At 53.9% G+C, this 25,352-nt stretch carries 19 protein-coding genes; 7 read left to right on the forward strand and 12 right to left on the reverse strand.

Going from position 1 to position 25,352, the window contains the following annotated elements; genetic code table 11:
- Window positions 1-204: 204 nt before the first annotated feature.
- Window positions 205-2,190, forward strand: coding sequence for a S9 family peptidase (locus K0H79_RS00355; protein WP_220076951.1), 1,986 nt, complete (start codon window positions 205-207; stop codon window positions 2,188-2,190).
- Between the two features lie 71 nt (window positions 2,191-2,261).
- Here the strand turns inward: K0H79_RS00355 and K0H79_RS00360 are convergent, their stop codons facing one another.
- Window positions 2,262-3,227, reverse strand: a complete 966-nt coding sequence (locus tag K0H79_RS00360) for an alpha/beta hydrolase (protein WP_220076952.1) — start codon at window positions 3,225-3,227, stop codon at window positions 2,262-2,264.
- Window positions 3,228-3,465: 238 nt separating this feature from the next.
- Window positions 3,466-4,704, reverse strand: a complete 1,239-nt coding sequence (gene hutI / locus K0H79_RS00365) for an imidazolonepropionase (RefSeq protein WP_220076953.1) — start codon at window positions 4,702-4,704, stop codon at window positions 3,466-3,468.
- A 205-nt stretch (window positions 4,705-4,909) separates the two neighbouring features.
- Here hutI and hutC point away from each other — a divergent pair, with 205 nt between their 5' ends.
- Both hutC and K0H79_RS00375 read left to right on the forward strand, forming a co-directional pair.
- Entirely contained in the window at window positions 4,910-5,614 is a 705-nt protein-coding gene (hutC, locus tag K0H79_RS00370; RefSeq protein ID WP_220076954.1) for a histidine utilization repressor, read from the forward strand.
- 227 nt (window positions 5,615-5,841) lie between these two features.
- Window positions 5,842-8,319: a bifunctional diguanylate cyclase/phosphodiesterase gene (locus K0H79_RS00375; protein WP_258405512.1), complete on the forward strand. Its 2,478-nt coding sequence runs from the start codon at window positions 5,842-5,844 to the stop codon at window positions 8,317-8,319.
- Window positions 8,320-8,372: 53 nt separating this feature from the next.
- Here the strand turns inward: K0H79_RS00375 and K0H79_RS00380 are convergent, their stop codons facing one another.
- Window positions 8,373-9,326: an alpha/beta fold hydrolase gene (locus K0H79_RS00380; RefSeq protein WP_220076955.1), complete on the reverse strand. Its 954-nt coding sequence runs from the start codon at window positions 9,324-9,326 to the stop codon at window positions 8,373-8,375.
- 44 nt (window positions 9,327-9,370) lie between these two features.
- Window positions 9,371-11,230 carry a DUF885 family protein gene (locus tag K0H79_RS00385; RefSeq protein WP_220076956.1) on the reverse strand — a complete coding sequence of 620 codons (1,860 nt, stop codon included), beginning with the start codon at window positions 11,228-11,230 and terminating at the stop codon, window positions 9,371-9,373.
- A 230-nt stretch (window positions 11,231-11,460) separates the two neighbouring features.
- On the opposite strand from K0H79_RS00385, the gene add reads away from it, so the two are divergent.
- Window positions 11,461-12,459: an adenosine deaminase gene (add, locus tag K0H79_RS00390; RefSeq protein ID WP_220076957.1), complete on the forward strand. Its 999-nt coding sequence runs from the start codon at window positions 11,461-11,463 to the stop codon at window positions 12,457-12,459.
- Window positions 12,460-12,544: 85 nt separating this feature from the next.
- Here add and hemN read toward each other — a convergent pair whose 3' ends face one another.
- Window positions 12,545-13,885: an oxygen-independent coproporphyrinogen III oxidase gene (hemN, locus tag K0H79_RS00395; protein ID WP_220067766.1), complete on the reverse strand. Its 1,341-nt coding sequence runs from the start codon at window positions 13,883-13,885 to the stop codon at window positions 12,545-12,547.
- Between the two features lie 138 nt (window positions 13,886-14,023).
- Between hemN and K0H79_RS00400 the strand changes: the two genes are divergently transcribed.
- Window positions 14,024-15,295 carry an amidohydrolase family protein gene (locus tag K0H79_RS00400; RefSeq protein ID WP_220076958.1) on the forward strand — a complete coding sequence of 424 codons (1,272 nt, stop codon included), beginning with the start codon at window positions 14,024-14,026 and terminating at the stop codon, window positions 15,293-15,295.
- Between the two features lie 53 nt (window positions 15,296-15,348).
- Here K0H79_RS00400 and K0H79_RS00405 read toward each other — a convergent pair whose 3' ends face one another.
- The 4 genes from K0H79_RS00405 to K0H79_RS00420 form a co-directional block, all read right to left on the reverse strand.
- Window positions 15,349-15,816, reverse strand: coding sequence for a DUF2489 domain-containing protein (locus K0H79_RS00405; RefSeq protein WP_220066266.1), 468 nt, complete (start codon window positions 15,814-15,816; stop codon window positions 15,349-15,351).
- Window positions 15,817-15,832: 16 nt separating this feature from the next.
- A complete protein-coding gene (gene yihI, locus K0H79_RS00410; RefSeq protein WP_220066267.1) occupies window positions 15,833-16,369 on the reverse strand; it encodes a Der GTPase-activating protein YihI in 537 nt (178 codons plus the stop codon).
- Between the two features lie 36 nt (window positions 16,370-16,405).
- Window positions 16,406-17,086, reverse strand: a complete 681-nt coding sequence (locus tag K0H79_RS00415; protein WP_220076959.1) for a methyltransferase domain-containing protein — start codon at window positions 17,084-17,086, stop codon at window positions 16,406-16,408.
- Window positions 17,087-17,859: 773 nt separating this feature from the next.
- Window positions 17,860-18,480, reverse strand: coding sequence for a cytochrome c (locus tag K0H79_RS00420; RefSeq protein WP_011758214.1), 621 nt, complete (start codon window positions 18,478-18,480; stop codon window positions 17,860-17,862).
- A 169-nt stretch (window positions 18,481-18,649) separates the two neighbouring features.
- On the opposite strand from K0H79_RS00420, the gene yihA reads away from it, so the two are divergent.
- The gene (gene yihA / locus K0H79_RS00425; RefSeq protein WP_220076960.1) at window positions 18,650-19,303 is read left to right on the forward strand and encodes a ribosome biogenesis GTP-binding protein YihA/YsxC; all 654 of its coding nucleotides are present in this window, start codon (window positions 18,650-18,652) and stop codon (window positions 19,301-19,303) included.
- 923 nt (window positions 19,304-20,226) lie between these two features.
- On the opposite strand, the gene polA is transcribed toward yihA, so the two are convergent.
- Window positions 20,227-22,998 carry a DNA polymerase I gene (gene polA, locus K0H79_RS00430; RefSeq protein ID WP_220076961.1) on the reverse strand — a complete coding sequence of 924 codons (2,772 nt, stop codon included), beginning with the start codon at window positions 22,996-22,998 and terminating at the stop codon, window positions 20,227-20,229.
- Between the two features lie 386 nt (window positions 22,999-23,384).
- Here polA and elbB point away from each other — a divergent pair, with 386 nt between their 5' ends.
- Window positions 23,385-24,038: an isoprenoid biosynthesis glyoxalase ElbB gene (gene elbB / locus K0H79_RS00435; RefSeq protein WP_220076962.1), complete on the forward strand. Its 654-nt coding sequence runs from the start codon at window positions 23,385-23,387 to the stop codon at window positions 24,036-24,038.
- Window positions 24,039-24,099: 61 nt separating this feature from the next.
- Here elbB and glpG read toward each other — a convergent pair whose 3' ends face one another.
- On the reverse strand, window positions 24,100-24,933 hold the full coding sequence (gene glpG / locus K0H79_RS00440; RefSeq protein ID WP_220078052.1) for a rhomboid family intramembrane serine protease GlpG: 834 nt from the start codon (window positions 24,931-24,933) through the stop codon (window positions 24,100-24,102).
- Complete coding sequence (gene glpE / locus K0H79_RS00445; RefSeq protein WP_203325613.1) at window positions 24,930-25,241, reverse strand: thiosulfate sulfurtransferase GlpE; 312 nt, start codon at window positions 25,239-25,241, stop codon at window positions 24,930-24,932. Before glpE ends, glpG begins: the two co-directional genes overlap by 4 nt.
- Between the last annotated feature and the right edge of the window lie 111 nt (window positions 25,242-25,352).

Here is a 25,352-nt window from a genome sequence, read left to right on the forward strand (position 1 = left end):
GTGGTTGTTGCCGCCTGATTTGCCCCTTTTCAAGCAGTACTCTGTCTTTGGTTGGTGTTTTGTTTAATTTGTGTAAAATCATGGTCTCACTCAGCGGTAGCAGTGACTCATATTTTTGGTTTTGCTTAAGGACAAGCCGTTGACGTTGTTCGAAGTTGAACCCTGACAAACGCTGGTTAAGGATGATGCGGAATGAAAGTGTTAATGACGTTAGTGCTATCGCTTATATGGATGTTGATGAGCCCCACAGTCAACGCCTATACGCAGTTAACAAAAGACGACTTTATAAGTGATCCTCTCATCTACGATGCTGAATTTTCACCGGATGGCCGTTATCTGGCTTTTATCCGTCAGGCCGGCAAGAGTCGTGATGTAGTCATCCGGGACTTTTCTCTGGAAGGGGCGCCCATCACCGGCATATTGCAGGACGAGTTTATTCGCGCCGACTCCATCAGCTGGGCCAATAATTCCCGCTTGATTGTCAATCTCATGGTGCCCTATGAGCGCATCTCCAAGCTGAAAAAGAAGGCCGAGAAAGACCCTGAATTCGATCTCGATGAGTACGATTATTTCAGGCGGTCTATTTCCATGGATGTGCATTGTCAGGACAGGGTGGTACTGCTTAACCATAAAAAGTACAGCCGCAAAAACTTAAACCTGTCGAGAATTACCAATCTGCTGGTGGACGACGACCAGCACATCCTGATGCCTGCCTGGGGAAACAACGGCCTCGAGATAATGAAGGTGAACGTTTACACGGGGAAGGGTGAGGTGGTGCTCAAAGGGGGGCGTCGCACCTACAACATTTTAACCGACAAACAGGGCCAGCCCACTTTCCGGCTCGACTATTACTACTACAGCCGCAGTGTGCAGGTGCACGAATACACCCAGGAGGGTGAATGGGCGCCCATCGACCGTATCTACTTCGAACAAAATGAAGATGGTGAGTTCGACTTTGAAGGCCTGGTTGGGATTGGCAAGGAAGGCGAGCTGATTTACCGCAAACGCAATGAAACAAGCGGTTACTATGAAATCGTTAAATACAAAAAGGGCAGCAAGGAGAAGCAGGTAGTGGCCTCGCTGCCTGAGGAAGATATTTACTCCCCCATGTTTGATGCCTTTACCGGAGAATATCTGGGTTATCAGGTGCAGCGGGACCTTATCCGCAATGTGTATCTGGATAAGAACTATCAGGCCCACTATGACAAGGTTGCCGAAGACATAGGGCACAGCAACTTCTCTTTCTGGGCATCGAGCACCAGCAAAAACCGCGTAGTGATAAAAAGCAGCGGCGCCGATCACCTGGGCAAATTCTACGTCTACGACTACAAGACCCAGGCCCTGACGTGGCTGGGGGATGTGCATCATCAGTTGGTGCCCGAGAATCTGGGGATGCCCGCCAAGGTGAACTACACCACCAGAGACGGTCAAAAGCTGCGTATGTACCTGCTGTTCCCACCCAATTATGACGACACCAAAGCCTACCCCATGGTGGTATTACCCCACGGCGGCCCACAATCCCGCGACAGCGCCAGCTTTGATTTCTTCGCCCAGTACATTGCCACCCGGGGATATATCGTCATACAACCCAACTTCCGTGGCTCTACCGGTTATGGGCTGGAGTTTGAAAAAGCCGGCTACAAACAGTGGGGACAGTTGATGCAGGACGACGTGTCAGACGCCGTTACCTACATGACCAATAACGGTTATGCAGACAAGTCCCGGGTGTGCATTGTGGGGGCATCCTATGGTGGGTATGCCGCGCTGATGGGTGCCATTAAAACCCCGGAACTGTACCGTTGCAGCATCAGCATCAACGGGGTTACGCACCTGAAAGATCAAATCGCCTTCGATGTGGACTCCGCCGAGATAAACGAAGACAGAATCGAAGAGATACTCTACGAGCGCATAGGTCATCCCATCCGGGACGCTAAAATGTTGGATGACAACTCCCCCGCGCTGCTGGCGTCAAAGGTGGGCTTGCCGCTGTTGATTATTGCCGGCGACAGCGATCAAATCGTGCCCTTCACCCAGGCTGAAATTATGGTTGAGGCACTGGAGAAGTCGAAGAAGGACTTTAAGTTTGTCGAGCTGACGGACACCGGCCATAACCCCTTTATCATGAAAGACAGCGCCGCCAAGGTGTATCAGGAAGTAGAGCAGTTCCTGAAAACTCACCTTGGGAAATAGGCGTTAGTGGCAAGCCTTTGATTGGGTGGTGTGGGTAGCTGTTTGAATGAGGATTACCCACACCAACTGGCTCATGACTTGTTACCGGCAGGCAGCAGGTACTTGAGCCCGTGGGTAAAACCGCGGGGTGCTACGCTTAGATGATCTTCGTCATTCAGCACGTCCAGCTTCAGCCGCAATGACGGATAGCCACGCGAATTGAGGCTTTTTTCGAAATAGCGCGCATCCGTGACCATGTTGTAGCGGGCTGCAAAACGTGCATCGCCGGGTTTCATATCTTCATACTCGCCCACATACAGATACACACTGGCGGGCAGGTCCTTGTTGGATTTGGCATACCGCTCTTCGAATGACCACATGACCTTGTTGTCATACCAAAATGACGGGCTGCCAAGCACATACCCGGCAAACAGTGTCGGATCGGTTAATAGCGCCTGTGCCCCTAACAGGCCGCCGTAAGAATGGCCGAGGAACAGCCGCCGCGCTTCATCGGTGCGGTATTTATCTGCAACAAAGGGAATTGCAACTTGTTTGAGGTATGCCAGATACTGCTGCGCCTCGCCATGTACGCTCTTGGCGGCATCCGAGCCCGGGCCGTTAGGTGTGGGGGTGTAGTCGCGTCGGCGACTTGGCACGCCGTGATCGCCAACCGAATATGACAGGCCAATCAGAATAAAGTCTTCAATGGCGGGACCGTGCCCATTCAGGCGCCTGGCGATTTGTTTCACCATGGCAAAGGCATAGTCCGCATCGGTGACATAGAGCACCGGATAGCGCCGCGAAGGCTCCTTTTCATAGGAGGCTGGCAGCGCCAAAAACACTTGATAATCGCGGCCGCTCTCGGGGTCCGGCACGTCCCAAACCTGGGTATCTACCACTTCATAGAGTTGCCCATTACCACGTTGCCCGCCGAGCAGGGATGCGGCCTGCACCCCGGTTGTTGCTTGTGCCGCATGTGATTCAGCAGCCTCAGGGCCCGTTGTTGCATGGGCAAACTGAGCGCAGCAGGCGAGTAAGAGTGCACATATCCTTGTCATTTAAATCATCCTTTAGGGCGTAAGGCCGGGGTGGCTCTGTGTGAGTTGTCAGAGGATAACCCGAGTGTGAAATCATGGTGTGTAATGCAGGTCTTTTTCAAGTTTAAATCACCTGCCAATCAAGAGAGGTGTTGTGACAACTTACTGAAATAGCAGGGATGAGAATACGCATCAGGCGGGGAATACGATGGGAGCGCAAAGTTAAACTTGCCTCGGCTCCCGAATCATTCACAGACCTTTATTGATGAATCAGTCTGCCACCCTTCACCACATCCACCAGAGGGTTCACGCCGTAGGAATAGGCCAGCTCAGCCGGGGTAGAGATACGCCACAGGCAGAAATCGGCATCCATGCCCTCACGCAATACGCCTACGTGCTGGTCACGGCCCAGAGCGCGGGCGGCGTTGCGGGTAACACCGGCCAGTGCTTCTTCCGGGGTGAGACGGAACAGGGTGCAGCCCATATTGAGCATCAGCAGGGTCGAGCAGATGGGCGATGAGCCGGGGTTAAAGTCGCTGGCGAGCACCATGGGCACCCCATGCTGACGCAAAAGGTCGATGGGAGGCAGCTTGGTTTCCCGCAGGAAGTAGAAGGCGCCCGGCAGCAGTACGGCGCAGGTGCCGCTCTGGGCGATGGCCTTAACGCCGGTTTCGTCCAGGTATTCGATATGGTCCACCGACTTGGCACCCAAACGCGCGGCCAGTTCACTGCCACCGAGGTTGCTGAGTTGCTCGGCATGCAGCTTGATATCGAGCCCCAGGGCCTTGGCGGCGCTCAGCACCCGCTCTGTCTGCTCCAGGTTAAAGGCGATGTTTTCGCAGAACACGTCGGCGGCATCGGCGAGGTTCTCGGCCACCACGGCGGGCAGCATCTCGTTAACCACCAGATCCACATAGGCATCTGTGCCTGCCTCGCCCTGACCCTTGAACTCGGGCGGTACGGCGTGGGCGCCGAGGAAGGTGGTGACCACATCCACGTGGTGATGTTTGCCAAGCTCGCGGGCAACCCGCAACAGCTTAAGCTCGGTGTCCAAATCCAGGCCGTAACCGGATTTGATTTCCACCGTGGTTACCCCTTCTTTGGCCAGCGCATTCAGGCGGCGGCGGGCGAGATCAAACAGCTCGGCTTCGTCTGCTTCGCGGCAGGCCTTCACGGTGCTGACAATGCCGCCGCCGGCGCGGGCGATTTCTTCGTAGCTGGCACCCTGCAGACGCAGTTCGAATTCGTTGGCACGGTTACCGGCAAATACCAAGTGGGTGTGGGCATCGATCAGGCCGGGGGTCAGCCAGCCGCCATGGCCGCGGTGAACCGGGGTGGCGAGCACATCAAACTCGGGCAGTTCGGCACGTTTGCCAAGCCAGGCAATTTTGCCGTGTTTCACCGCCAGCGCAGCATCCGTGATGGCACCGTAGGCCTCACTCCTGGACGGGTCCATGGTGGCTAAGTTGATATCAATCCAAACCTGATCCCAAGACATGCTGACTCCTGCTGTGGCTGTTGTGTAGGGTTTTTGTGTATTGCCGCTATAAAAATAGGTTGCGGCAACTGACTAATCTATTGTCACGGCTTGATCTTTTGCCAATCAGCCAGTATCTACTTGTATATACAAGCTTGGATTATAGCCGACTCTCAGGCGGGAAAGACAGCCGCAAACCGTAACCGGCAGACATTAAGGGATGCACATGACCACAGCAAAGTTTGCCGAAATCAAAGAATACATACGGCGCCATATCGAGGCGGGCGACTGGGAAGAAAATACCCGGGTGCCTTCCGAGAATCAGCTCGCCGAGCAATTTGGCTGTAGCCGCATGACCGCCCGGCGGGCACTGACAGAATTAGTGGAGGCCGGGGTGCTGGAGCGCTCTCAGGGGTTGGGGACCTTTGTGGCATCGCTCAAGTCCCAGTCAAGCATGCTGTCTATTCGCAATATCGCCGATGAAATCAAGGGGCGCGGTCATGGTCACAGCGTGCAGGTACTTGAGCTGGCCGCTATCAATGCCATCGCCCCCATCGCCATTGCCCTTGGGTTGGAGGAGGGCTCTGACGTGTTTTACTCATTGCTGGTGCATTGTGAACAGGGAATGCCCCTGCAATTGGAGGAGCGCTTTGTTAACCCCGAGCTTATTCCGCACTATCTGAAACAGGACTTCAGCAGCCAGACGCCACACGAATATCTGTCGCAGGTGGCGCCGCTGACCGAGGCGCGTCACACCATTGAGGCGATTATCCCGAAAGAGCAGGTACGACTTCGCCTGAATATGCCCGAAGGCGAACCCTGCCTGCAGATCATCCGTCGTACCTGGTCCCGTCAGGGGGTGGTGAGTTTTGCCCGCCTGGTACATCCCGGCAGTCGTTTTCGTCTTGGTGGGCACCTTACGTTTAAATAGACGTCTCTTTTTGGCAACGCTGCGGCAGCGCAAAAGAACATCAGTGTGCTGTTTTGCGAAAAACACCGTTTCAGTCGAAGGTTGAACAAGTTTAAATCTTTTTGGATTTCATATTGTTAATTTGGCTATTTTTCATCTGTCGATGAATGGTTTTTTGCCAAGATCCCGGATTGTGGATAGCATAGAGCTTCATTGGTTTTTGTTTGCTGGATAACGCTTTGCCAAGAATGCCGCGCCTGTCACTGGCCTTAATGGCACCTCTGTGTCTGATACTGCTCTACCTGAGTCTGGTAGGGGCAGAGTTTTACTATGAAAAATCCCTCAAGCAGGAGCAGGTGGCAGAAGCGCAGTTGGCCCAGGTCAGGCAGCAAATGTTCCGCTTGCAGCATATAGTGTCAGAGGCCATGGCAGTACAGGATACCGACCGTATTGCTCAGGAGGTGTCGCTGGCCGCGACTGATCTTGAGTTGATGGTGTTGGTGCTGGTGGACCCGGGCAGCAACATTCGTTATGCCAATCACCTGGTGTGGCAGGGTAGTCGTGCCAGTCAGGTCATCGACGGTTATGAACCGGCGCGTCATCAGCAGACGGTGGCCGCCCAAAAGCCCTGGGTACAGGTCAATCCCGACCGCCTATCGATTCAGGCTTACTACCCTGTTAATCACAGTGGCGTTCCCCGCTACAGTGAAATCAACCTAATCTATCTGGAATACGACCTCTCCGGTGCCTACAGCCGTGCCATCAGTGAACTGCAGCAACGCTTTTTGCAGATATGGGGCGGCGGCGCCTTGCTGATCCTGATGTTTTTAACCGTGTTTCATTATGTGGGTGTCAGACCGCTTCGCAGTTTGCTGCGTTTGGCCCGCCTGAAGCAGGCTGAGCCTTTGGCGCAAACTGTGCCCATGGCCTCCAGCGAAGTCGCCAAATTGCAGCAGTACATGTACCAGACCGAACTCAAGCTCAAGCGTACCCTCAAGCAGCTGCGTGACTCAGAGCAGCGTTGGTTGTTTGCAGTGGAAGGTTCTCAAACCGGCATTTGGGACTGGCAGATCAGCAGTGGCGAACTGTTTTTGTCTGACCGCTGGAAAGAAATGCTGGGATATGGCCCCACAGAGCTGAAAAACGAGTACAGCTCCTGGGAAAGTCGTTTACACCCGGACGATAAAGCGCGGGTGCTGGAGCGACTGCAAAGCTATCTCAAGGGCGAAGCCGATGTTTACGAGAGCCGTCATCGCCTGAAACACCGTCAGGGGCATTATATTTGGGTGCTCGATCGCGGCATGGTGGTGGAATGGGAAGAAGACGGCCGCCCGGCACGGGTGATAGGCAGCCAACGGGATGTCTCGGAAGATGTGCGTAATCAGCAGGCCATCGCCCATCAGGCCAACCACGACTCCCTGACCAACCTGGCCAACCGCCGGGCCGTGATGGATGCCCTGTTCGAGTTTCAGCAGGCTGGCCCCGGCAGCATGTTACGCCTGGGCGCCCTGCTGCTGATAGATTTGGACAACTTTAAACTCGTCAACGATGCCCTGGGCCATCACCATGGCGATCGTCTGCTGATTCAGGCTGCGGCCAGATTGTCGGGCTTTTTCAGTGGTAATGCCCTGGTGGCTAGATTGGGCGGCGATGAATTTGCCATTATGGTGCTCGACCTCGCGACCGACATTGAACAGGCGGCCCATCAGGCGATGCAGCTGGGGGCGGAGCTGAAGCAGCAGATTGCCCGCAGTTTTCAGCTCTCGGATCAGCAAATCAATGTCACCGCCTCCGTGGGTGTGTGCCTGTTCGATAACCATCATCCGGTTGAGCCGGCGCAGCTGCTCAAACGTGCAGATATGGCCATGTACGCGGCCAAGGATGGTGGCCGCAATGGCTGCGCCCTGTACAGTGACGAACTGGAAGACAAGGCCACCGAAAACCTGTGGCTGCAAAACGAGTTGCGTCATGCCATTGAGCGTGAACAACTGTCTTTGGTGTTTCAGCCCATCTTTAACCACGACGGTGAGCTGGTGTGCTGCGAGGCCCTGTGCCGCTGGCACCATCCTGAGCGCGGCCCCATTTCACCGGCACAGTTTATTCCGGTGGCCGAAGATTCGGGGCTTATCATTGGCATAGGCCAATGGGTATTGCTGGAAGTGTGCCGCACCCTCAAGGCGATGGCAGAAAAAGGCACCCCCATGCCGGCGGTGGCCGTCAACATCAGTGCAAGGCATTTTAACCAGAGTGATTTTGTGGAACGCCTGCTGGCCTTGCTCAAAGCGCATCAGGTATCGCCTGAGCAGATTGAGCTGGAGCTGACCGAATACGCACTGTTGTCCAACCTCAATGCCATCAGCGAGCGGATGCAGCGACTGCGCAGCGCCGGTTTTTCCATCGCCATTGATGACTTTGGTACCGGTTATTCGTCACTGAGTTACTTGCAGAGTCTGCCGCTCTCCAGGCTTAAACTGGATGCCGCCTTTGTCGGCCGTATCGGTACGGAAGCGGGCAATGCCATAGTGCGCGCCATTGTTGAAATGGCCCACAGCCTCATGTTGAAGGTGGTGGCAGAAGGGGTTGAAACCGAGGCCCAGCAGGCATATCTCTCAAGCCTCGATTGTGATTTCTTCCAGGGTTATTTGCTTGGTAAACCCATGCCGGCGTCAGAATTGGTGACACGGCGTATTGCCCCCAGCGTCCACAGCGCAAATCGCCGGGGCTGACTCGCCAAACTTCGGCAGGGCAGGACGTACTCTCCAGATATCAGGCCTGCGTATCAGCGGTGTTTGGCGTGGCTGGCAAAAAAGCCCAGCATCGCCTCTATCGCCTTGGTGCGTGGGCCGTCGCATTCCATCAGAATCTCATGGCGGGCATCGCTAATCTGCAAGCACTCGCACAGTCCACCCAGGGCCCGATTCTGGGCCTTATTATCGACTATGGTGTCTTCACTCGCCTGCAACACCAGCAAAGGGATTTTGCTCTCCCGCGCTGCCAATACCGCCTCGTCACAGGCATCCAAAGCTTCCAGCAGCCAACGGTTGGTGGGCGAGCCCAGTTGCAATTGCGGGTTTTGCTGATAGAGCTCGCGGTAGGCCTGATAACGGGCCTCGCTCTTGGTGAGGTCGTTTTTGGCAAAGGGCGCCGGGTTATAGTCCTTGCCCCCCAGAATGTAGTTGGGCAGCCCCTTGGCGCTGGCATCGAGCTTTTGCGCCAGCCAGCGCACAAACACCTTGTTCATGGGCAGGCAGATGCCGTACATGGGTGCCGAGAAACAGGCGGCACTGAACACGCCCGGGTGTGCCTGTAAATACAGGGTGCCTATGGCGCCGCCCATGGAGTGGCCGGCCAGAAACAGCGGTGCTTTGGCCCGCGGGCGCACCACCTGCTCCATAAAACCGTGAAAGTCAGCAATATAGTCGCTGAAGTGCGCCACATGGCCCATATGACGATTGGGCGTAAGGCGGCTCGATAAGCCCTGGCCCCTGTGGTCGAGGGCATAGACACTGTAGCCGGCATCATAGAAGGCCTGGTACAGCTCCAGATACTTGAGAAAGGCCTCAACCCGGCCATTGGAAAAAACAATGCTGCCCTTGGGGCTGGGGTGCTCCAGAGCCAGCCAGGCGATGTCCACGCCGGGGCTGGTGGACAGACTGCCAAGCTCACAGCGCTGATACAGCGCCATGAGGGCGGGTGTAATAGTCAAAGATGTATTCAAAGCTGGTGTATGCATGTGAGGCTGTTACAGATACCGGGGCCAGCGGCCCCGGATTTGGTTTAGGCCGCTTTGGCGGCGGCGATAAAGTCGTTGATTTGTTGCTCCAGCACCGACAGGGGCACGCTGCCATGGGCCAGCACGGCATCATGGAATGCGCGGATATCGAATTTTTCACCCAGCTCGGCTTCGGCCCTGGCCCGCAGACGCTTGATGGTGAGCTCGCCAATCTTGTACGACACCGCCTGACCTGGCCAGGAGATGTAGCGGTCGATTTCGGTATTCACATTATGCAGCGACAGTGCGGTGTTGCCCGCCATAAAGTCGATGGCCTGCTGACGGCTCCAGCCCTTGGCGTGCATGCCGGTATCCACCACCAAACGGGCGGCGCGCCACATTTCATAGGTCAGGCGGCCAAAGTTGCTGTAAGGGTCGGTGTAGAAACCGCCTTCCAGCCCCAGATATTCGCTGTACAGGCCCCAACCTTCGCCAAAGGCAGAAATATAGCTGTAGCGGCGGAAGTTGGGCAGCTTGTCCAGTTCCTGATTGAGGGCAATTTGCAGGTGATGGCCGGGTACGGCTTCGTGCAGGGTCAGGGCTTCCATTTCATACAGTGGACGTTTGTCCAGCGCATAGGTGTTGACCCAGTAATAACCGGCTTTGTCCGGTGCGGAGGAACCCGAATAGCGGCCTGTGGTGTATTTGGGGGCGATTTCGGCCGGTACCGGCTCTATGCCATAGGGCTGACGTGGCAGCTTGCCAAAGAACTTCGGCAACATGGCGTCGGCCTTCTTGGCAATGTAGGCGGCTTCTTTCAGGAGCTGCTCCGGCGTGGTGGCGTAGAAGCGCGGATCGGTGCGCAGGAAGTGCAGGAATTCATCGAAGCTGCCCTTAAAGCCGGTGCTCTTGATGACGGCTTCCATTTCGGCGCGGATACGGGCGACCTCTTTGAGACCCAGTTGATGTACTTCGTCCGAGGTCATGTCGAGGGTGGTGTAGTAGTGCACCCGGTTCTCGTAGAAGTCCTGGCCATTCGGCATGTCGTAGGCGGCGATGGTTTCACGGGCGTTTGGCATGTACTCGCCGGTCATGAAGCCATAGAAGGCCTGATACTGGGGCAGTACTTTCTCCGCGACGGCCTTGCGACCGGCTTGAGTCAGCTCTGCCTTGTCGGCGGCGCTGAAATGGGCCGGAAATTCCTTAAAGGGGGCGAAGTAGGTGCTGTCTTCCACCGGCACCATAAAGGCGCTGATGCTGTCTTCAAAGCCCTTGAGGGTAACCTTGGGCGGGGTGATTCCACTCGCCAACCCCTGACGCAGCCAGAAAGTTTGCTGGGCAAAGTACTGTGGCAGGGCATTCAACTTGGCAAGGTAATTGTCGTAGTCTTCGCGGGTCTTGAAGCTGCCTTTGGCCATGGAGGCAATGTAGGCGTGGAAGCCACCTTCGGAGGAGATGGGCATGTAATGGTCTTTAAACTGATACATGTCGACATCGTTCTGAATTTGCCCCTGAAGGATATCGGCATTGATGCGGTCTTCTTTGGACAGCGTGCTGCGGTCCAGAGCCTTCAGCGAGGCCAGCAGGCCCTGACGCTTCAGCTGAGTCTCGGCCAGACGCTCGGGTGACAGGTCGGCCAGTTTGCCGGCTGCGGACTTATCGCCCTGGTCGTAGGCCAATGAGGGGCTGATTTCCAAATCCAGCTGCCAAGCCTTGTCGATAATGCTTTGCAGATTTTTATCAAGAATGACCGGGGCGGCTTTGACCTCGGCAGCTTTGGGCTCTTCGGCAGCGGGGCGCTGCTGTGCACGATTGGCATCGTAAGAATACCTGTAGGCATCGCTGGCGGTGGTGTTGACGTTGCAACCGGCGAGGGTGCCGGCAAGAGCCAGAGCGAGCAGTGACGGTTTGAAGAGCTTGTGCATGCCGTTGTCCTTGTGATTTTGTGTTATCCAACGAGGGATTATGCCTGACTGTCGCCGCCTTGCCAGCCCGAAGCCTTAACTTTAGCCACTAAGTTTGTGAGAAATTGTTGATTTTGAGAGCAGATTGAACATTACTCAGATTTAAGCCTGCAATTGCGTGTTAAACTTCATCGCTGCCCAAGACCAGGAATAAAAACACAATTGGCGGGGCTTTCAAACAGGGGTTAACTATGATTGATAACAAGATTCCACTGGTGGATCTCCACCGGCATCTTGACGGCAATGTCAGGGTGCAAACCATTTGGGAGCTGGGTCATCAGCACGGTATCGCCTTACCGGCGGACTCGCTGGAGACGCTGGCGCCTTTCGTTCAAATTCAGGGTAAGGAAACCAGCCTGGTCGCTTTTTTGAAAAAGCTCGACTGGATGGTGGCCGTGCTCGCAGACCTGGATGCGGTGCAGCGGGTTGCCCGTGAAAACGTGGCCGATGCGGCGCTTTCAGGCCTCGATTATGCCGAGCTGCGTTTCAGCCCTTATTACATGGCGATGAACCACAAACTGCCTATCGAAGGCGTGGTGGAGGCCGTGATTGACGGCGTGAATCAGGGATTGAAAGAGCATCCACAGGTGAAGATTAACCTGATTGGCATCATGTCCCGCTCCTTCGGTGTGGATGCCTGCACTGCAGAGCTTAATGGCCTGTTGGCTCACCGTGACAAGCTGGTGGCTATCGACCTGGCCGGCGATGAGCTGGGTTTCCCCGGCAGCCTCTTTAACGATCACTTCAAGCGGGTGCGTGACTCAGGGCTTAACATCACGGTACACGCCGGTGAAGCTGCGGGTGCCGAGAGTATGTGGCAGGCAATTCAGGAGCTGGGTGCCACCCGTATCGGTCATGGCGTGAAGGCGGTACAGGATCCCAAGCTGATGGAGTATCTCGCCAAGCACCGCATTGGTATCGAGTCTTGCCCCACCTCCAACCTGCAAACCTCCACCGTGAAGTCGTTGGATGAGCATCCGCTGCGTACCTTCGTGGATGCCGGTGTGCTGGTGTGTCTGAATACCGATGACCCCGGTGTGAGTAATATCGACATCAAACACGAGTACAGACTTGCCCATATCGAGATGGGTTTCAGCGCTGCCGAGCTTGCCAAACTGCAGGCCAATGGTGTGGAGATGGCGTTTATCTCTGACTCAGACCGCAAAGCGCTGTACGCCGCCAAAGCCTGATTTCGCGAGCAGTGCAGATAAAAAAACCGGCCCAGTGGCCGGTTTTTTGTTGGCTGAATTGGACTTATTTGCCCGATCCTGAGCCTTAAATCACCCGTGAGAACTGCTGCTGACGGGCCTTCTCGCGGAAGTACACATCAAAGCACATGCAAATATTACGGATAAGCAGGCGGCCAGTATCAGACACATGAATACGACGGTTCTCAATGGTCACCAGCTTGTCGTCGATGAAAGTCTGCAGCAGCTTCAAATCTTGGGCGAAGTAGTCTTCAAAGGTGAAGCCAAACTTTTCATCGATAACCGCCATATCCAGGTCGAAGTGACAGATTAGCTGCTTGATCACCACACGGCGGATTTCATCATCGTGGTTCAGCTTGCAACCCTTCCACAGTGCATTGCCATGGTCGTCGATGGCTTCGTAGTAGGGGCGGATATCTTTCTGGTTTTGGGCGTAGCAATCGCCAATCTGGCTGATGGACGACACACCCAGACCCAGCAGGTCGCATTCTTCCTGGGTGGTATAGCCCTGGAAGTTACGGTGCAACTTGCCTTCGCGTTGCAGACGCGCCAGCTCGTCATCGGGCTTGGCGAAGTGGTCCATGCCGATGTATTGATAACCTGCGTCCACCAGAGTCTCGATGGTCTGATGCAGGATTTCCAGCTTCTGCTGCGGTGATGGCAGGTCTTCGTCCTTAATTTTGCGCTGAGCGGCAAAGCGCGAAGGCAGGTGGGCGTAGTTAAACACCGACAGACGGTCTGGCGACAGGTCCAGAATGCGCTGGATGGTTTCGGCAAAGGTTTCCGGCGTCTGATGGGGCAAGCCGTAAATCAAATCCACGTTGGTGGACTCAAAGCCCATGGCTTTAGCCTTGCCAATCAGGTCGAAAATAAACTGCTCGTCCTGTGGACGGTTTACCGCTTCCTGAACCTGCTTGTTGAAGTCCTGCACCCCAATGGAGATACGGTTGAAACCGGCTTCTTTAAGGGTGTCGAGCATGGTCAGCTCGATTTCGCGCGGGTCGACTTCAATGGAGAACTCGCCTTCATCGGCAAAATTAAAGTTGTCCTTCAAAAGCTTGGTCAGACGCAAAATTTGCTCTGGGCTCAGGAAGGTAGGGGTACCACCGCCCCAGTGCATCTGGGTGACAGTGTAGCCCTTGAACAACGGTGCACGGTTTAAGATTTCGCTCGCCAGATACTCAATATATTGGTCTGCCTTATGGGCATGGCGGGTGATGACCTTATTGCAGCCGCAGTAATAACAAAGCTTGGCACAGAAGGGAATGTGAATATAAAGTGACAACTTATCGCTCTTGCTGTGCTCAATCGCACTCAGCAAATCTTGCTCTGTAAAGCCGTCGTTGAACTCCAGCGCCGTCGGATAAGAGGTATAACGGGGACCGCTGTAGTTGTATTTCTCGATCATCGACTGATCCCAGCTGATTTGAGTTGGCTGCTTCAAGTCGTGTCCTCCGGTAATTTAGCAATGGGCGAAGTATGAAGACTTTAAGATCAAATAACCTTGATCCAGGTTGTAAATTTCGTCACAGGAGAAGGAATATCCATGAAAAAGACGCTCTTGTCTGTCACTTTATGGGCTTTATGTGTGAATGCTCACGCGCTGACCCTCATACATGCGGGAAGTATCATCGATGGTGAGGCTGCCAAACCGGTGAGGGAAGCGACACTGGTGCTGGACGGAAATCGCATTCAGGGCATAGAGAAAGGGTACAGAGCCGCGGCTGAAGGCGACACTGTAATAGATTGGCGCGATGGCACCCTGATGCCGGGCTTTATCGACATGCATACCCACCTGACGTTTCAGGGCAGCAAAGACTCTTACCTTGAACCCTATACCCTTAATCCGGCTGATCTGGCCCTGCGTGGGGTGATGTATGGCAAACGTACCCTGAATGCCGGTTTTACCACGGTGCGCGACCTGGGTGATGCCGGGCTCGGCTCTATTGCTCTTCGAAATGCGATAAACAAGGGTTGGGTGGAAGGCCCAAGGATATTTACCGCCGGTACCAGCATTGGCACCACGGGCGGTCATGCCGATAAGACCAACGGTCGCAACCAGGAGCTGGTGGGCGACCCCGGGCCAAAGGAAGGGGTGATTAATGGTCCTGCCGATGCTTACAAGGCTGTGCGCCAGCGCTATAAAGACGGTTCCGACCTGATTAAGATTACCGCGACCGGTGGCGTGCTCTCCGTGGCCAAGAGCGGGGAAAACCCCCAATTTACCGATGAAGAGCTCAAGGCCATTGTGGCCGCTGCCAAGGATTACGGCTTTAAAGTAGCCGTGCATGCCCACGGTAAAGATGGGATGAAGCGGGCGATTCTGGCCGGTGTGAACACCATAGAGCACGGCACCTACATGGATGAGGAGCTATTCCCCTTGATGAAAAAACACAATGTGGCGCTGGTGCCCACGTTGCTGGCGGGAGAGTTTGTGGCCGACAAAGCAAAAATCGACGGCTATTTCCCGGAAGTTGTGAGGCCCAAGGCGGCGGCAATCGGCCCCAAGATCCAGGGAACCTTTGCCAAGGCATACAAGGCCGGAGTGACCATCGCCTTCGGTACAGATGCCGGTGTGTATGAGCACGGACGTAACGGCCGTGAGTTTACCCTGATGGTCGATGCCGGTATGCCACCCATGGCGGCGATTCAGTCGGCCACCTCTGTTGCCGCCAGAGTGCTTGGTCAGTCAGACATAGGTACATTAAAAGCGGGCATGTTGGCTGATGTGACCGGAGTAAAAGGAAATCCACTGGAAAATATCGCCTTGCTGGAGGCCGTTGACCTGGTGATGAAAGACGGTACCCGGGTGAAGTAATCGGCAAACAAAAAGGGCGCAGATGCGCCCTTTTTTATGTAACAAGTCGAACTTCAGTGACTGTTCGCCAGTTTGAAGTCTTTTAAACGCTTGGCATCTTCGAGAATATCCTCGGTCAGTTCGGCCTCAGACTTCATACGTTCAAAGTCCAGCTTCATGCGTTCTGGCTTGGGCAGGGCTTTACGCTGCTCCATAATCGGATGGTGGCGGATGCGCTCGAAATGGCGAAAGAGCGCCGGGTAGTCGCCACTGACGCGTTCAGACAGCGACAGCACTTCAAACAGTTTGGCAATGCGCACAACGCCTTCAGAAATTTCGCATCTGTCTTCCAACATCGCCAGAGCGATATAGCGGATATCGATGAATATCTCTTCACGGCGTTTGTCTGCCGCCGCCTTGCGTTCTGCGATGGCCGCTTCACGGGCCTGGGTTTGCTTTTTAAGCTTCCACAGCAGGCTTGCCGCGTAGGCGGCGAGGACCAGTACAATCAGCGTACCCAAAACGATAAGCAAGGTTGGCATGGTCGCTCCTTAAATGTCAGTCTTTGTCCTGGTATTGCTTGAGCACATCTGCACCGGACTCGAATCGGGCAAACAGGGCATCATCATCGTCTCTGTCTTCGCCCTGAGCTTCGTCGATATCGCTGATACCCAGTTTTTCCATCAGGGCTTCAATCTTGGATAATTGCTCGTCGAGCCAGCGCTGATCCTCAGCGCCGAGGACTCGGCCTTCTTCCAGGCGATCCAGCAGCTCGTTCAGACGTGGGTCTTCTTCGAGTTTAAGCAGCAGCTGCTCATCGCTTAGTTTTGGCTGCTTGGGCTTGGGTGCCTTCACCTGTGGCTGCGTTTGGGGTGTCAGTTCCAATGCCACGGGCTTTTTACTGCCAAGACGTGGGTCCTGTTTGCCCTTGCCACTGCGGTTACCTTGCTTTTCGGTGCCTGGGTTCTGGCGGCTACCGGACTTATTACCGGTGTCGCGCTTTTTCGAGGATGGCACTCGCTCGGACTTGGAGGTGCGAGGTGCCTGCTTGGGGGCTGTTCCGCCAGCTTTGCGTGTCTTCTTGATACGGGTCATGGGTCTCTAACTCCGAAATGCCTTGAACAGCCCGGCTCACAGGGCAGGGCATGAATTTGGGTCGCGTTTTATAGCAGATCCCGATGGTTTTTGCATCAGGATGAAGTCATTTTCGGCAAATATTAGCCGAAAGCCACTGTCAGCAGCCAAATATTCGAAAGTTTCTCGACAGGGAAAGCTGACATGGGCAGGGTTATTTTTATGGTGCCATTTATCAAAGCGTGATGGGTTGGTCAGCATCCTGGTGCTGATTGCCAAAAAACCATCGGCTTTGAGTAAGCGGTTAAAGAGCTGCCATTCTCGGTGGGGGGCGGCAAAATGTTCGAACACCCTGAAACAGCATATAAAGTCGTATTGGCTTTGCAGGGCTTCAGGATCCGGCGCGGTAAAGGGGTCGTACTGGCTGAGTTCATGGCCTGCGGATTTTAGCTGCCTGTGGCTCTCGGCATCCAATACCCGTCCGTAGTTTAATCCCCGTACCTCTGTACCGTGCAGGCTGGTGATTTGCTCAAGCAGCGATAACAAGAACGGAGACAGCTGGCGCTGATTATCCTGGGTGCCACCGCGCCCATAACGCTGACGAATCGCCTGAGGTGGCAAATGGGTTGCACCGTCGGCAAACACCATTCCACAGGTGGCACAGTGATGGAAACTGCGTTTTTTGTCCTGATGAAATAACTGGGTATCCAGCTTGAGGCACAGGGGGCAACGTCGCATTGAAAGGGTTCGCTTGAGGTTTGCCAAGGCAGTGGCAGTATAACATGCACCAAAGAAAAAAGGCGGCAGTTAGACTGCCGCCTCAACACGGTGCCTTGGCACCTTATCCTGATTCCAAGTATCCATACTTGCTATGTGACTTTCCCGGTCAGATCCGTCTTTTTTTTACTGCTTTCCTTGCGGAAATTTCTCGTTTTCGGTCGTCCAGACACTTTCTAAACCTGTCGCCATCCTGACCACAGCTTCCGTAGATGGTCTTCATGACACATCTGCTATCCAACCCGTCTTCATTGACGCTAAGTAAACCATCCGTGTAGCAATTACCTTCCAGTGATTACAGCATCCAGCCGGCGCATCCAAAGCATGTTGCTTCCATTGCATCTCTATGCAGAGCACAGAGTTCCATTTGGTTGAGTATCCCTGAACTTTTAAGGGGAGTGCTAAACAGCAAGATGCCAAACGCGGCGTTCCCTTATTTGATGTCACCCGGATTTCATCACGAAATCACTACTCATTATTATTATTTGCGAGTGGGCTCAGTAATATTATTGTTATTGCTAGACTTTATTCTTATATCTTGAATGTAAACAGTACCGAAACCTGTATGTTGTTAGTATGATTTTTGCGCATACAGCTGGGTTCGCTTTGGTACGACGGACATTAAAGCGAAAACCGTGATCAGTGTCAAGTGAAAATGTAATCAGTTTACGTCAACGTAAACTTGAGAGGTAAAGAAAAGGGCGAACTCAGTCGCCCTTTATCTGAACCAAGACTTACTTCAGGTTAGCAAGGTACTTGGACAGTGCGTCGATGTCGGCATCGCTCAGCTTTTTCGCTACATCCTGCATCATACCGTTCAGGTCGTTGGTGCGAGCCTTGTCACGGAACTTGGTGAGCTGGATCTTGATGTAGTTGGCGTGCTGGCCAGAAACCATTGGGAAACCGGCTTGCTCGGTACCTTTACCTTCTGGACCGTGGCAGGCGATACAGGCAGTGATGCCGCGGGACATGTCGCCACCCTTGTACAGCTGCTCACCCAGAGCGGGTACATCGGCAACAGGTGAGTGGGTTTGGGTCTGGCTGGCAAAGAAGGCAGCCAAATCAGCCATGTCCTGCTCGTTCAGGGTCATTACCATGCCGCCCATGATAGGATCCATACGGCCTTCTTTGCCGCCGGTCTTCATGGCACTTTGGAATTCGTGCAATTGCTTTTCCAGGTACTTGGCGTGTTGACCGGCCAGCTTGGGGTACATGTCGATCATGCTGTTGCCATCGGCGCCGTGACAGGCAACGCACAGAGCCGCTTTGGATTGACCCGCCGCCGCATCACCTTCAGCCATAGCATTGGTAGACATAGCAGCGAAAACAGACAGCGCAAGAGCTAACTTTTTCATAGCGTTCCAACTTCTTGTTAAGATTATTGTCCCGAGCTTACCGGCCTGGCCCGCAAGCGTGGTAATATAGCGTATATGTGATCGGGGCAATATTTTACACGAAAACGTGCAAAAGTAAGCAATTCTTCGACAAATTCTGCCCCAGCCTGACAATTATCCGGAGTCCACAGTGAATCAAACCCGTATCGATTTTCGCCAAGCCAAATTTTTGATCAGTGCACCGGATATTGCCCATCTGGACAAGCATCTACCGGGTGATGTTGGCGTAGAAATCGCCTTTGCTGGCCGTTCCAACGCCGGAAAGTCCAGTGCACTCAATGCCCTGACAGAACAAAAAAGTCTGGCCCGTACCAGTAAAACCCCCGGTCGTACCCAGCTTATTAACGTATTTGAGCTCGATGCCCAGCGTCGCCTGGTGGACTTACCCGGTTATGGTTTTGCCAAGGTGCCGCTGGAAATGAAGCATAAGTGGCAAAATGCCCTGGGTGAGTATCTGCAAAAACGTGCCTGCCTGAGTGGTGTGGTTGTTCTGATGGACATTCGTCACCCACTGAAAGATCTCGACCGGCAGATGATTGAGTGGTCCGTCGCCAGCGAAATTCCGGTACTGGCACTGCTCACCAAGGCCGACAAGCTGGGCCAGAGTGATAAGATGAAAACCGTGAATGCCGTGCGTAAAGAGCTGGCAGAATTTGGCGATTGGGTATCGGTGGAGCCCTTCTCTGCATTGAAGGGGACAGGCAAGCCCAAGGTGCTTGCGATCCTGGATGCCTGGTGTCATCCGGATTGGCTGGTGGAAGAATTGGAGCGAGCCGAAGACTGATGCCGTCTTCCATGGAAAAACGTCGCACTCGCGGCGTTTTTTATTGCCTGTTATCTGAAGGCGACTTTTTTGGGCATAAAAAAACGCCGACGGACCAGCCATCGGCGCAAAGTCTTAGCTCTTTTGGGGAGAAGCTAAAAAATTCAACAAGACTCAAGTACCACCAAACTGCTTCGATGGCTCTCAATGAACACATCTTATCCGCTCTCACTGTAAAATTAAAGTAAAAGCTCTAATATTTTTTCAGGGCATAAAAAAAGCCCCAGCATACGAGATGCTGGGGCGCCATTATTTGGCATCACTATCAAGTGAAATAAAGGTCTGAAAGATAGAACATCTTAACCTCTGTACCCTACGCCGAGAATAATACTGCAATTGACGGAAATATGAAAACAGTTTTTGTGAAAAAGCGACAATAATGTGAGGTCGATCTCACGAGTGTGCTCATTTAAGCAGCTATATTTGATCTGATAATTACAAATTAAGGCTTATAAACAGTGCCTTAGATCGTTATTGGGTTTCTTTAAAAAATTCCTGATCAAAAAGCTACATTCAGAGTTTTTACTCAATAGTTGATTGTTTTGCCGAATGCGGTGCGGATTGTTCGGTGCTTAAGACGGCTAAGGCGGCCAAAACCGATGGAAAGGCAGGGAAATGCCTATAGAGGGTACACTCACTACCTCATACGCGAACCCACATAATCCGGGTAAGCAAGGTGGATTGGGCGCAGTATCGGCTCCGTTGGGCACTGTTTTTTAACTATAAATATCAGGTGTTTATCACCAGAGAATAGCTTCCGTTATTTTGCGCAACCAAGTTTGGTATAGAAGCGGGTATAGCGGTGGTGTGTCGAGCGGGAGTGGGGGATAACCCGAAGAAGCCGCTGACTGCAACCGTTTGCAGCCAGCGGATGGAGCTAGTTATCAGTGAGCCTGGTCCCAGTTATCGCCCAGGCCTGCTTCGGCCAGTAATGGCACATCGAGGCTTGCCGCCTGCGCCATCAGTTCACACACCTTGTCTTTCAGTGCATCGGCCTTATCGGCATCTACTTCAAACACCAGTTCATCGTGTACCTGCATAATCATCTGAATTTCGCCCTGAGTCTCGGTCTTAATCCAATGCTGGATAGCTATCATCGCCTTCTTGATGATGTCTGCAGCCGTGCCCTGCATGGGGGCGTTAATGGCAGCGCGCTCGGCAGCCTGCCTGCGCATGGCATTACGGTCGCGTATTTCCGGCAAATACAGGCGGCGGCCAAACAGGGTACTGACATAACCCTGTTCAGAAGCCATGGCGCGAGTTTCTTCCATGTATTTGAGTACGCCTGGATAGCGCTTAAAGTAGGTATCAATGTAGCTTTGGGCCTCGTTGCGGGGAATATCCAACTGACGGGCCAGGCCGAAGGCAGACATGCCGTAGATGAGGCCGAAGTTCACCGCCTTGGCGCGTCGGCGCTGCTCTGATGTCACTGTTTCAAATGCCACATCAAACACTTCGGCTGCAGTGGCACGGTGAATGTCTTTGCCTTGGGCAAAGGCGCGCAGTAAGCCTTCGTCCTGCGACAGATGCGCCATGATCCTCAGTTCAATCTGCGAATAGTCCGCCGCCAGAATGCGTTTGCCTTCGGGCGCAACAAAGGCCTGACGGATACGACGGCCTTCTTCGGTGCGAATAGGAATATTCTGCAGGTTCGGGTCGCTGGACGACAGGCGGCCTGTCGCGGCGTTGGCCTGATGGTAGCTGGTGTGCACGCGACCGGTACGGCCATTGATCATCAGTGGCAGCTTATCGGTATAAGTACTCTTGAGCTTGGTCAGGCTGCGGTGCTCGAGGATGATTTTCGGCAGTGGGTAGTCCAGCGCCAATTCAACCAGCACTTCTTCTGCGGTGGAAGGGGCACCCTTGGGAGTCTTTTTGATGACTGGATAACCCAGCTTGGTGAAAAACAGCTCCTGCAACTGCTTGGTGGACGACAGGTTAAAGGGTTCACCGGCAATCTCGTGGGCGCTTTGCTCAAGCTCATCAATCTTGCGCGCCAGCTCTTCGCTCTGCTGGCCCAGTAACATGCTATCAATGAGCACGCCGCGACGTTCGATGTCTGACAACACATCAATCAGCGGCAGTTCGAGTTCGGTAAACACCGATTCCAGGCCTTCTTCTTTAACCAGCCGTGGCCACAAATGCTGATGCAGCCTTAAGGTGATATCGGCATCTTCGGCCGCGTAGGGAGCTGCCTGTTCCAACGCGATTTGGTTAAAGGTCAGTTGCTTGGCACCCTTACCGGCGATGTCTTCGAAGCCGATGTTCTTATGCCCCAGATACTTGAGCGCCAGCCCGTCCATGTCGTGGCGGCTTGCCACCGAGTTGAACACATAAGACTCAAGCATGGTATCGAAGGCCACACCCTTGAGCTGGATACCGGCATTGGCCAGCACACTCATATCATACTTAAGGTTTTGGCCAACCTTCTTAATGTCCGGATTTTCAAGCAGTGGCTTGAGCTTGGCGAGAGTCGCTTGGCGCGGCAATTGCTCCGGTGCGCCCGGATAGTCGTGTCCCAGCGGCAGATAAGCGGCTTTGCCGGGCTCGATGGCAAACGACAGACCAACCAACTCGGCCTGCATATAGTCGAGACTGGTAGTCTCGGTATCCACAGCTATCAATTCGGCTTTACTCAGCTTCTCGAGCCAGGCATTAAGCTCGGCTTCGGTCAGCAGGGTGTCGTATTGGGTTTCGATGGCGGTAGCTACCGGGGTCTCTGTGGTCTCCTGGCTTGCCAGCGGTGCTGAAGCCTTGGAACCCAGGGGCGATTTGTTGTCCAGCACTTCGGCAAGCCAGCGTTTAAACTCCATCTCGCCATAGCAGGCGATAAGCTCGTTCCGGTTTGGCTCACTCAATGATAACTGATGCCAATCCTGCTCGAGCTCCACATCCGTTTTGATGGTGGCGAGCTTGTAGGACAGCTCCAGCATTGCCGCATTATCACGAATTTTTGCTGCCATGGTTTTAGCGCCGCGAAAGCCGAGCTCGGTGACACAGTCGGGGTCGGAGAGTAGCTTGGCTACGCCACCGGCGCCGGTGAGCATTGCCAGCGCGGTCTTCTCGCCAACGCCGGGCAGGCCTGGGATGTTATCTGCCTTATCGCCCATCATCGCCAGCAGGTCGATAATCAGCTCTGGTCCCACGCCGAACTTGGTGGCCACTTCGTCCGGCCCAAGGATGGTGTCAGTCATGGTGTTGATCAGGGTGATATGTTCGTTCACCAACTGCGCCATGTCTTTATCGCCGGTGCTGATAAGCACGCTGCGACCTTCGTTCCCGGCCTGAATGGCGATAGTGCCAATCACGTCGTCGGCCTCAACGCCGGAAATGCTGATAAGCGGAATACCCAGCGCCTTGATGATGCGATGCAGCGGGGCTATCTGGCTGCGCAGATCGTCCGGCATGGGAGGGCGATGGGCCTTGTATTCCTGATACATCTCATTGCGGAATGTTGGGCCCTTGGCATCAAATACTACCGCCATTTGCGTTGGGCGGTAGCGGGACAGCAGACTGCGCAGCATGTTAACCACACCATACACTGCGCCGGTGGCTTCGCCTTTGGAATTGGTTAAATGTGGTGGTGCATAATAGGCGCGATAAAGATAGGAAGAACCATCCACAAGGATGAGCGGGTTGCTGGCAATATCAGGCATAGATTCGGCTTCAACAGTCCATGGATTCTTGGGGGCTTAGCATGCCACAGATACAGGAATTCGGCCACAGCAAGCGGCTCACGGCTTGTGGATAAGTCTGTGAGCTAAAAGAACAACAAGTTGGAGTGTTTTTCGATAAGGCTGAAGAACATGTTTTTATGTTGTTGATTATTATTAATTAATTCTATTTCTGTGAAGTGTCTGGCAATTCCGTTAAATCATCCTGATCTGTGGATTTCTTTGTTGGTTGTTTTTATCACCCCGGCGAGCGATGCTACATCCTGTGCCATGCCAAAGCTGATGAAATAACTTAGCACGATTTTTAATCAGATCAACCAATATGTGACCATCTTGTTAAAACCAAATTACATAAGAGGGAATTTTTTATGAAAAATATCGCAGTACTCTTGGCGGGCTGTGGTGTCTTTGATGGCAGCGAAATTCATGAAGCGGTACTGACATTGTTGTCCCTGGCCAAGGCCGGTGCCCGTTATCAGTGTTTTGCCCCTGATATTCCTCAGCTGCATGTGGTCAATCATCTGTCCGGCGAAGTTGCCCAAGACGAACATCGCAACGTGTTGGTTGAGGCTGCGCGTATTGCCCGTGGGGACATTAAGGCCACCACAGAGTTAAATGTGGCCGACTTCGATGCGCTGATTATTCCCGGTGGTTTTGGTGCGGCAAAAAACCTGTGCAATTTCGCCCTGGTCGGCGCCGATTGCGACGTGGCACCCGAGGTGCGTGATTTTATTGCTGAGTTCGCCCTGGCGAAAAAGCCGGTAGGCTTTATCTGTATTGCACCTGTAATGATCCCCAAGCTCTACGGTAAGGGTGCCATCGGAACCATTGGTCACGACAAGGGCACCAGTGAAGCTTTTTGTTCCATGGGCGGCGATCATCGGGATGCGTCAGTACACGAGATTGTGGTGGATGAGGCCAACAAGATAGTGAGCACTCCGGCATATATGTTGGCAGGCAACATTGCCGAGGCGCATTCGGGCATTGAAAAGCTGGTTAACAAAGTGCTGTCGATGGCCTGATATACATGTGGCTGTTGCGTTTACCAGCAGGTTTCGGGGGCGTATAGTTCGCCCTCGACTGCTAACGGCGGCGACTGTCCCATAAACCCTGCAGCAGACCCACCGCGAGTCCACCCAAGTGGGCGCCATTGGCCATGGAAAGCCCGAGAAAATCAAAGAATCCCAATATCAGCCAAACCAGCATAAAGCCCATATAGCTTGGTGGCAGATAGATACCGGCAGAGGGCTTTCTGATACCCATCACAAAGGTGTAGCCTGCGACCGCATACACAACCCCGGACAAACCACCAAAGTTAGGGCCCGAAACATAATACTGAATGAGGTTGGGCAGGGTGCCGGCCACAAGCAGTAATATCATCAGTGGCCAGGAGCCGATACGGGTTTCAATTTTTCCGCCCAGATACCACCACCACAAGAGATTAAAGCTGATATGCATCAGTGAAAAATGCATCAGGGTCGGGGTGAAGACGCGCCAGATCTCGGCACTTTGGTCGGTGCCGCTGGCGCCGAAAAAGCTCAGCAGTGCGTAGGTGGGTTCGGCAAAGCCCAGATTAAAGGCGCCGTACACCAGTATGCATAACGCAAATATCGTGAGGGTGATGGGGCCGGCTGCGGTCACAAAGCGGCTCAGCAGCGCAAGACCGGGAGACCCGTAGTTAAGTTGAGTGTCTGTACTGCCGGTTTCCCAGGATGCCGCAAGGTATTTTTCATCACCTGGATGACGCAGGAAATTCTCGAATTCGGCCTGTGCTGCAGCCAGATCCTGTGGCTTAACAACCGACAGGCTCACGCCCTCGGCAACCGGGCTGATATGGCAGTCGATACCCCGGCTCTTGAGGTAATCCACCAGGGCCTGAGCCGCTCTGGCGTTGGGCAGTCGGCCGAATTCCATCAGAGATTGGCCATATGCCAGGCGCTGTAACCGCCATCGAGGCTGTATACCTGGTCGAAACCCTGCTCCACCAAATAGGCGGCGGCATTCTGGCTGCTGATACCGTGATAGCACACCACCACCAGGGGCTTATCCATATCGGATTCGGCGATAAAGCGGGCCAGGTTATCGTTGCTCAGGTTTACAGCACCCTCTATGTGGCCATTGGCAAAGCTTTGGGGATCGCGGATATCGGCAATTTGTACATCAGTACCTTGCTCGGTGCGCATGTGAATGAGTTCGTTGACGCTCAGATGCTTGAAAGCAGACATGAGATCCTCGGTAAATGAAAAGCGACAGGGGTAGTGTGCAACAGGGCACTGCAGTCTGTACAGTGCCCTGTTGGGATAGCTAAGCCGTGCACACCCGTTGTGGTTTGCACG

This window comes from Shewanella sp. FJAT-52076, assembly GCF_019457455.1.
GTDB lineage: Bacteria > Pseudomonadota > Gammaproteobacteria > Enterobacterales > Shewanellaceae > Shewanella > Shewanella zhangzhouensis.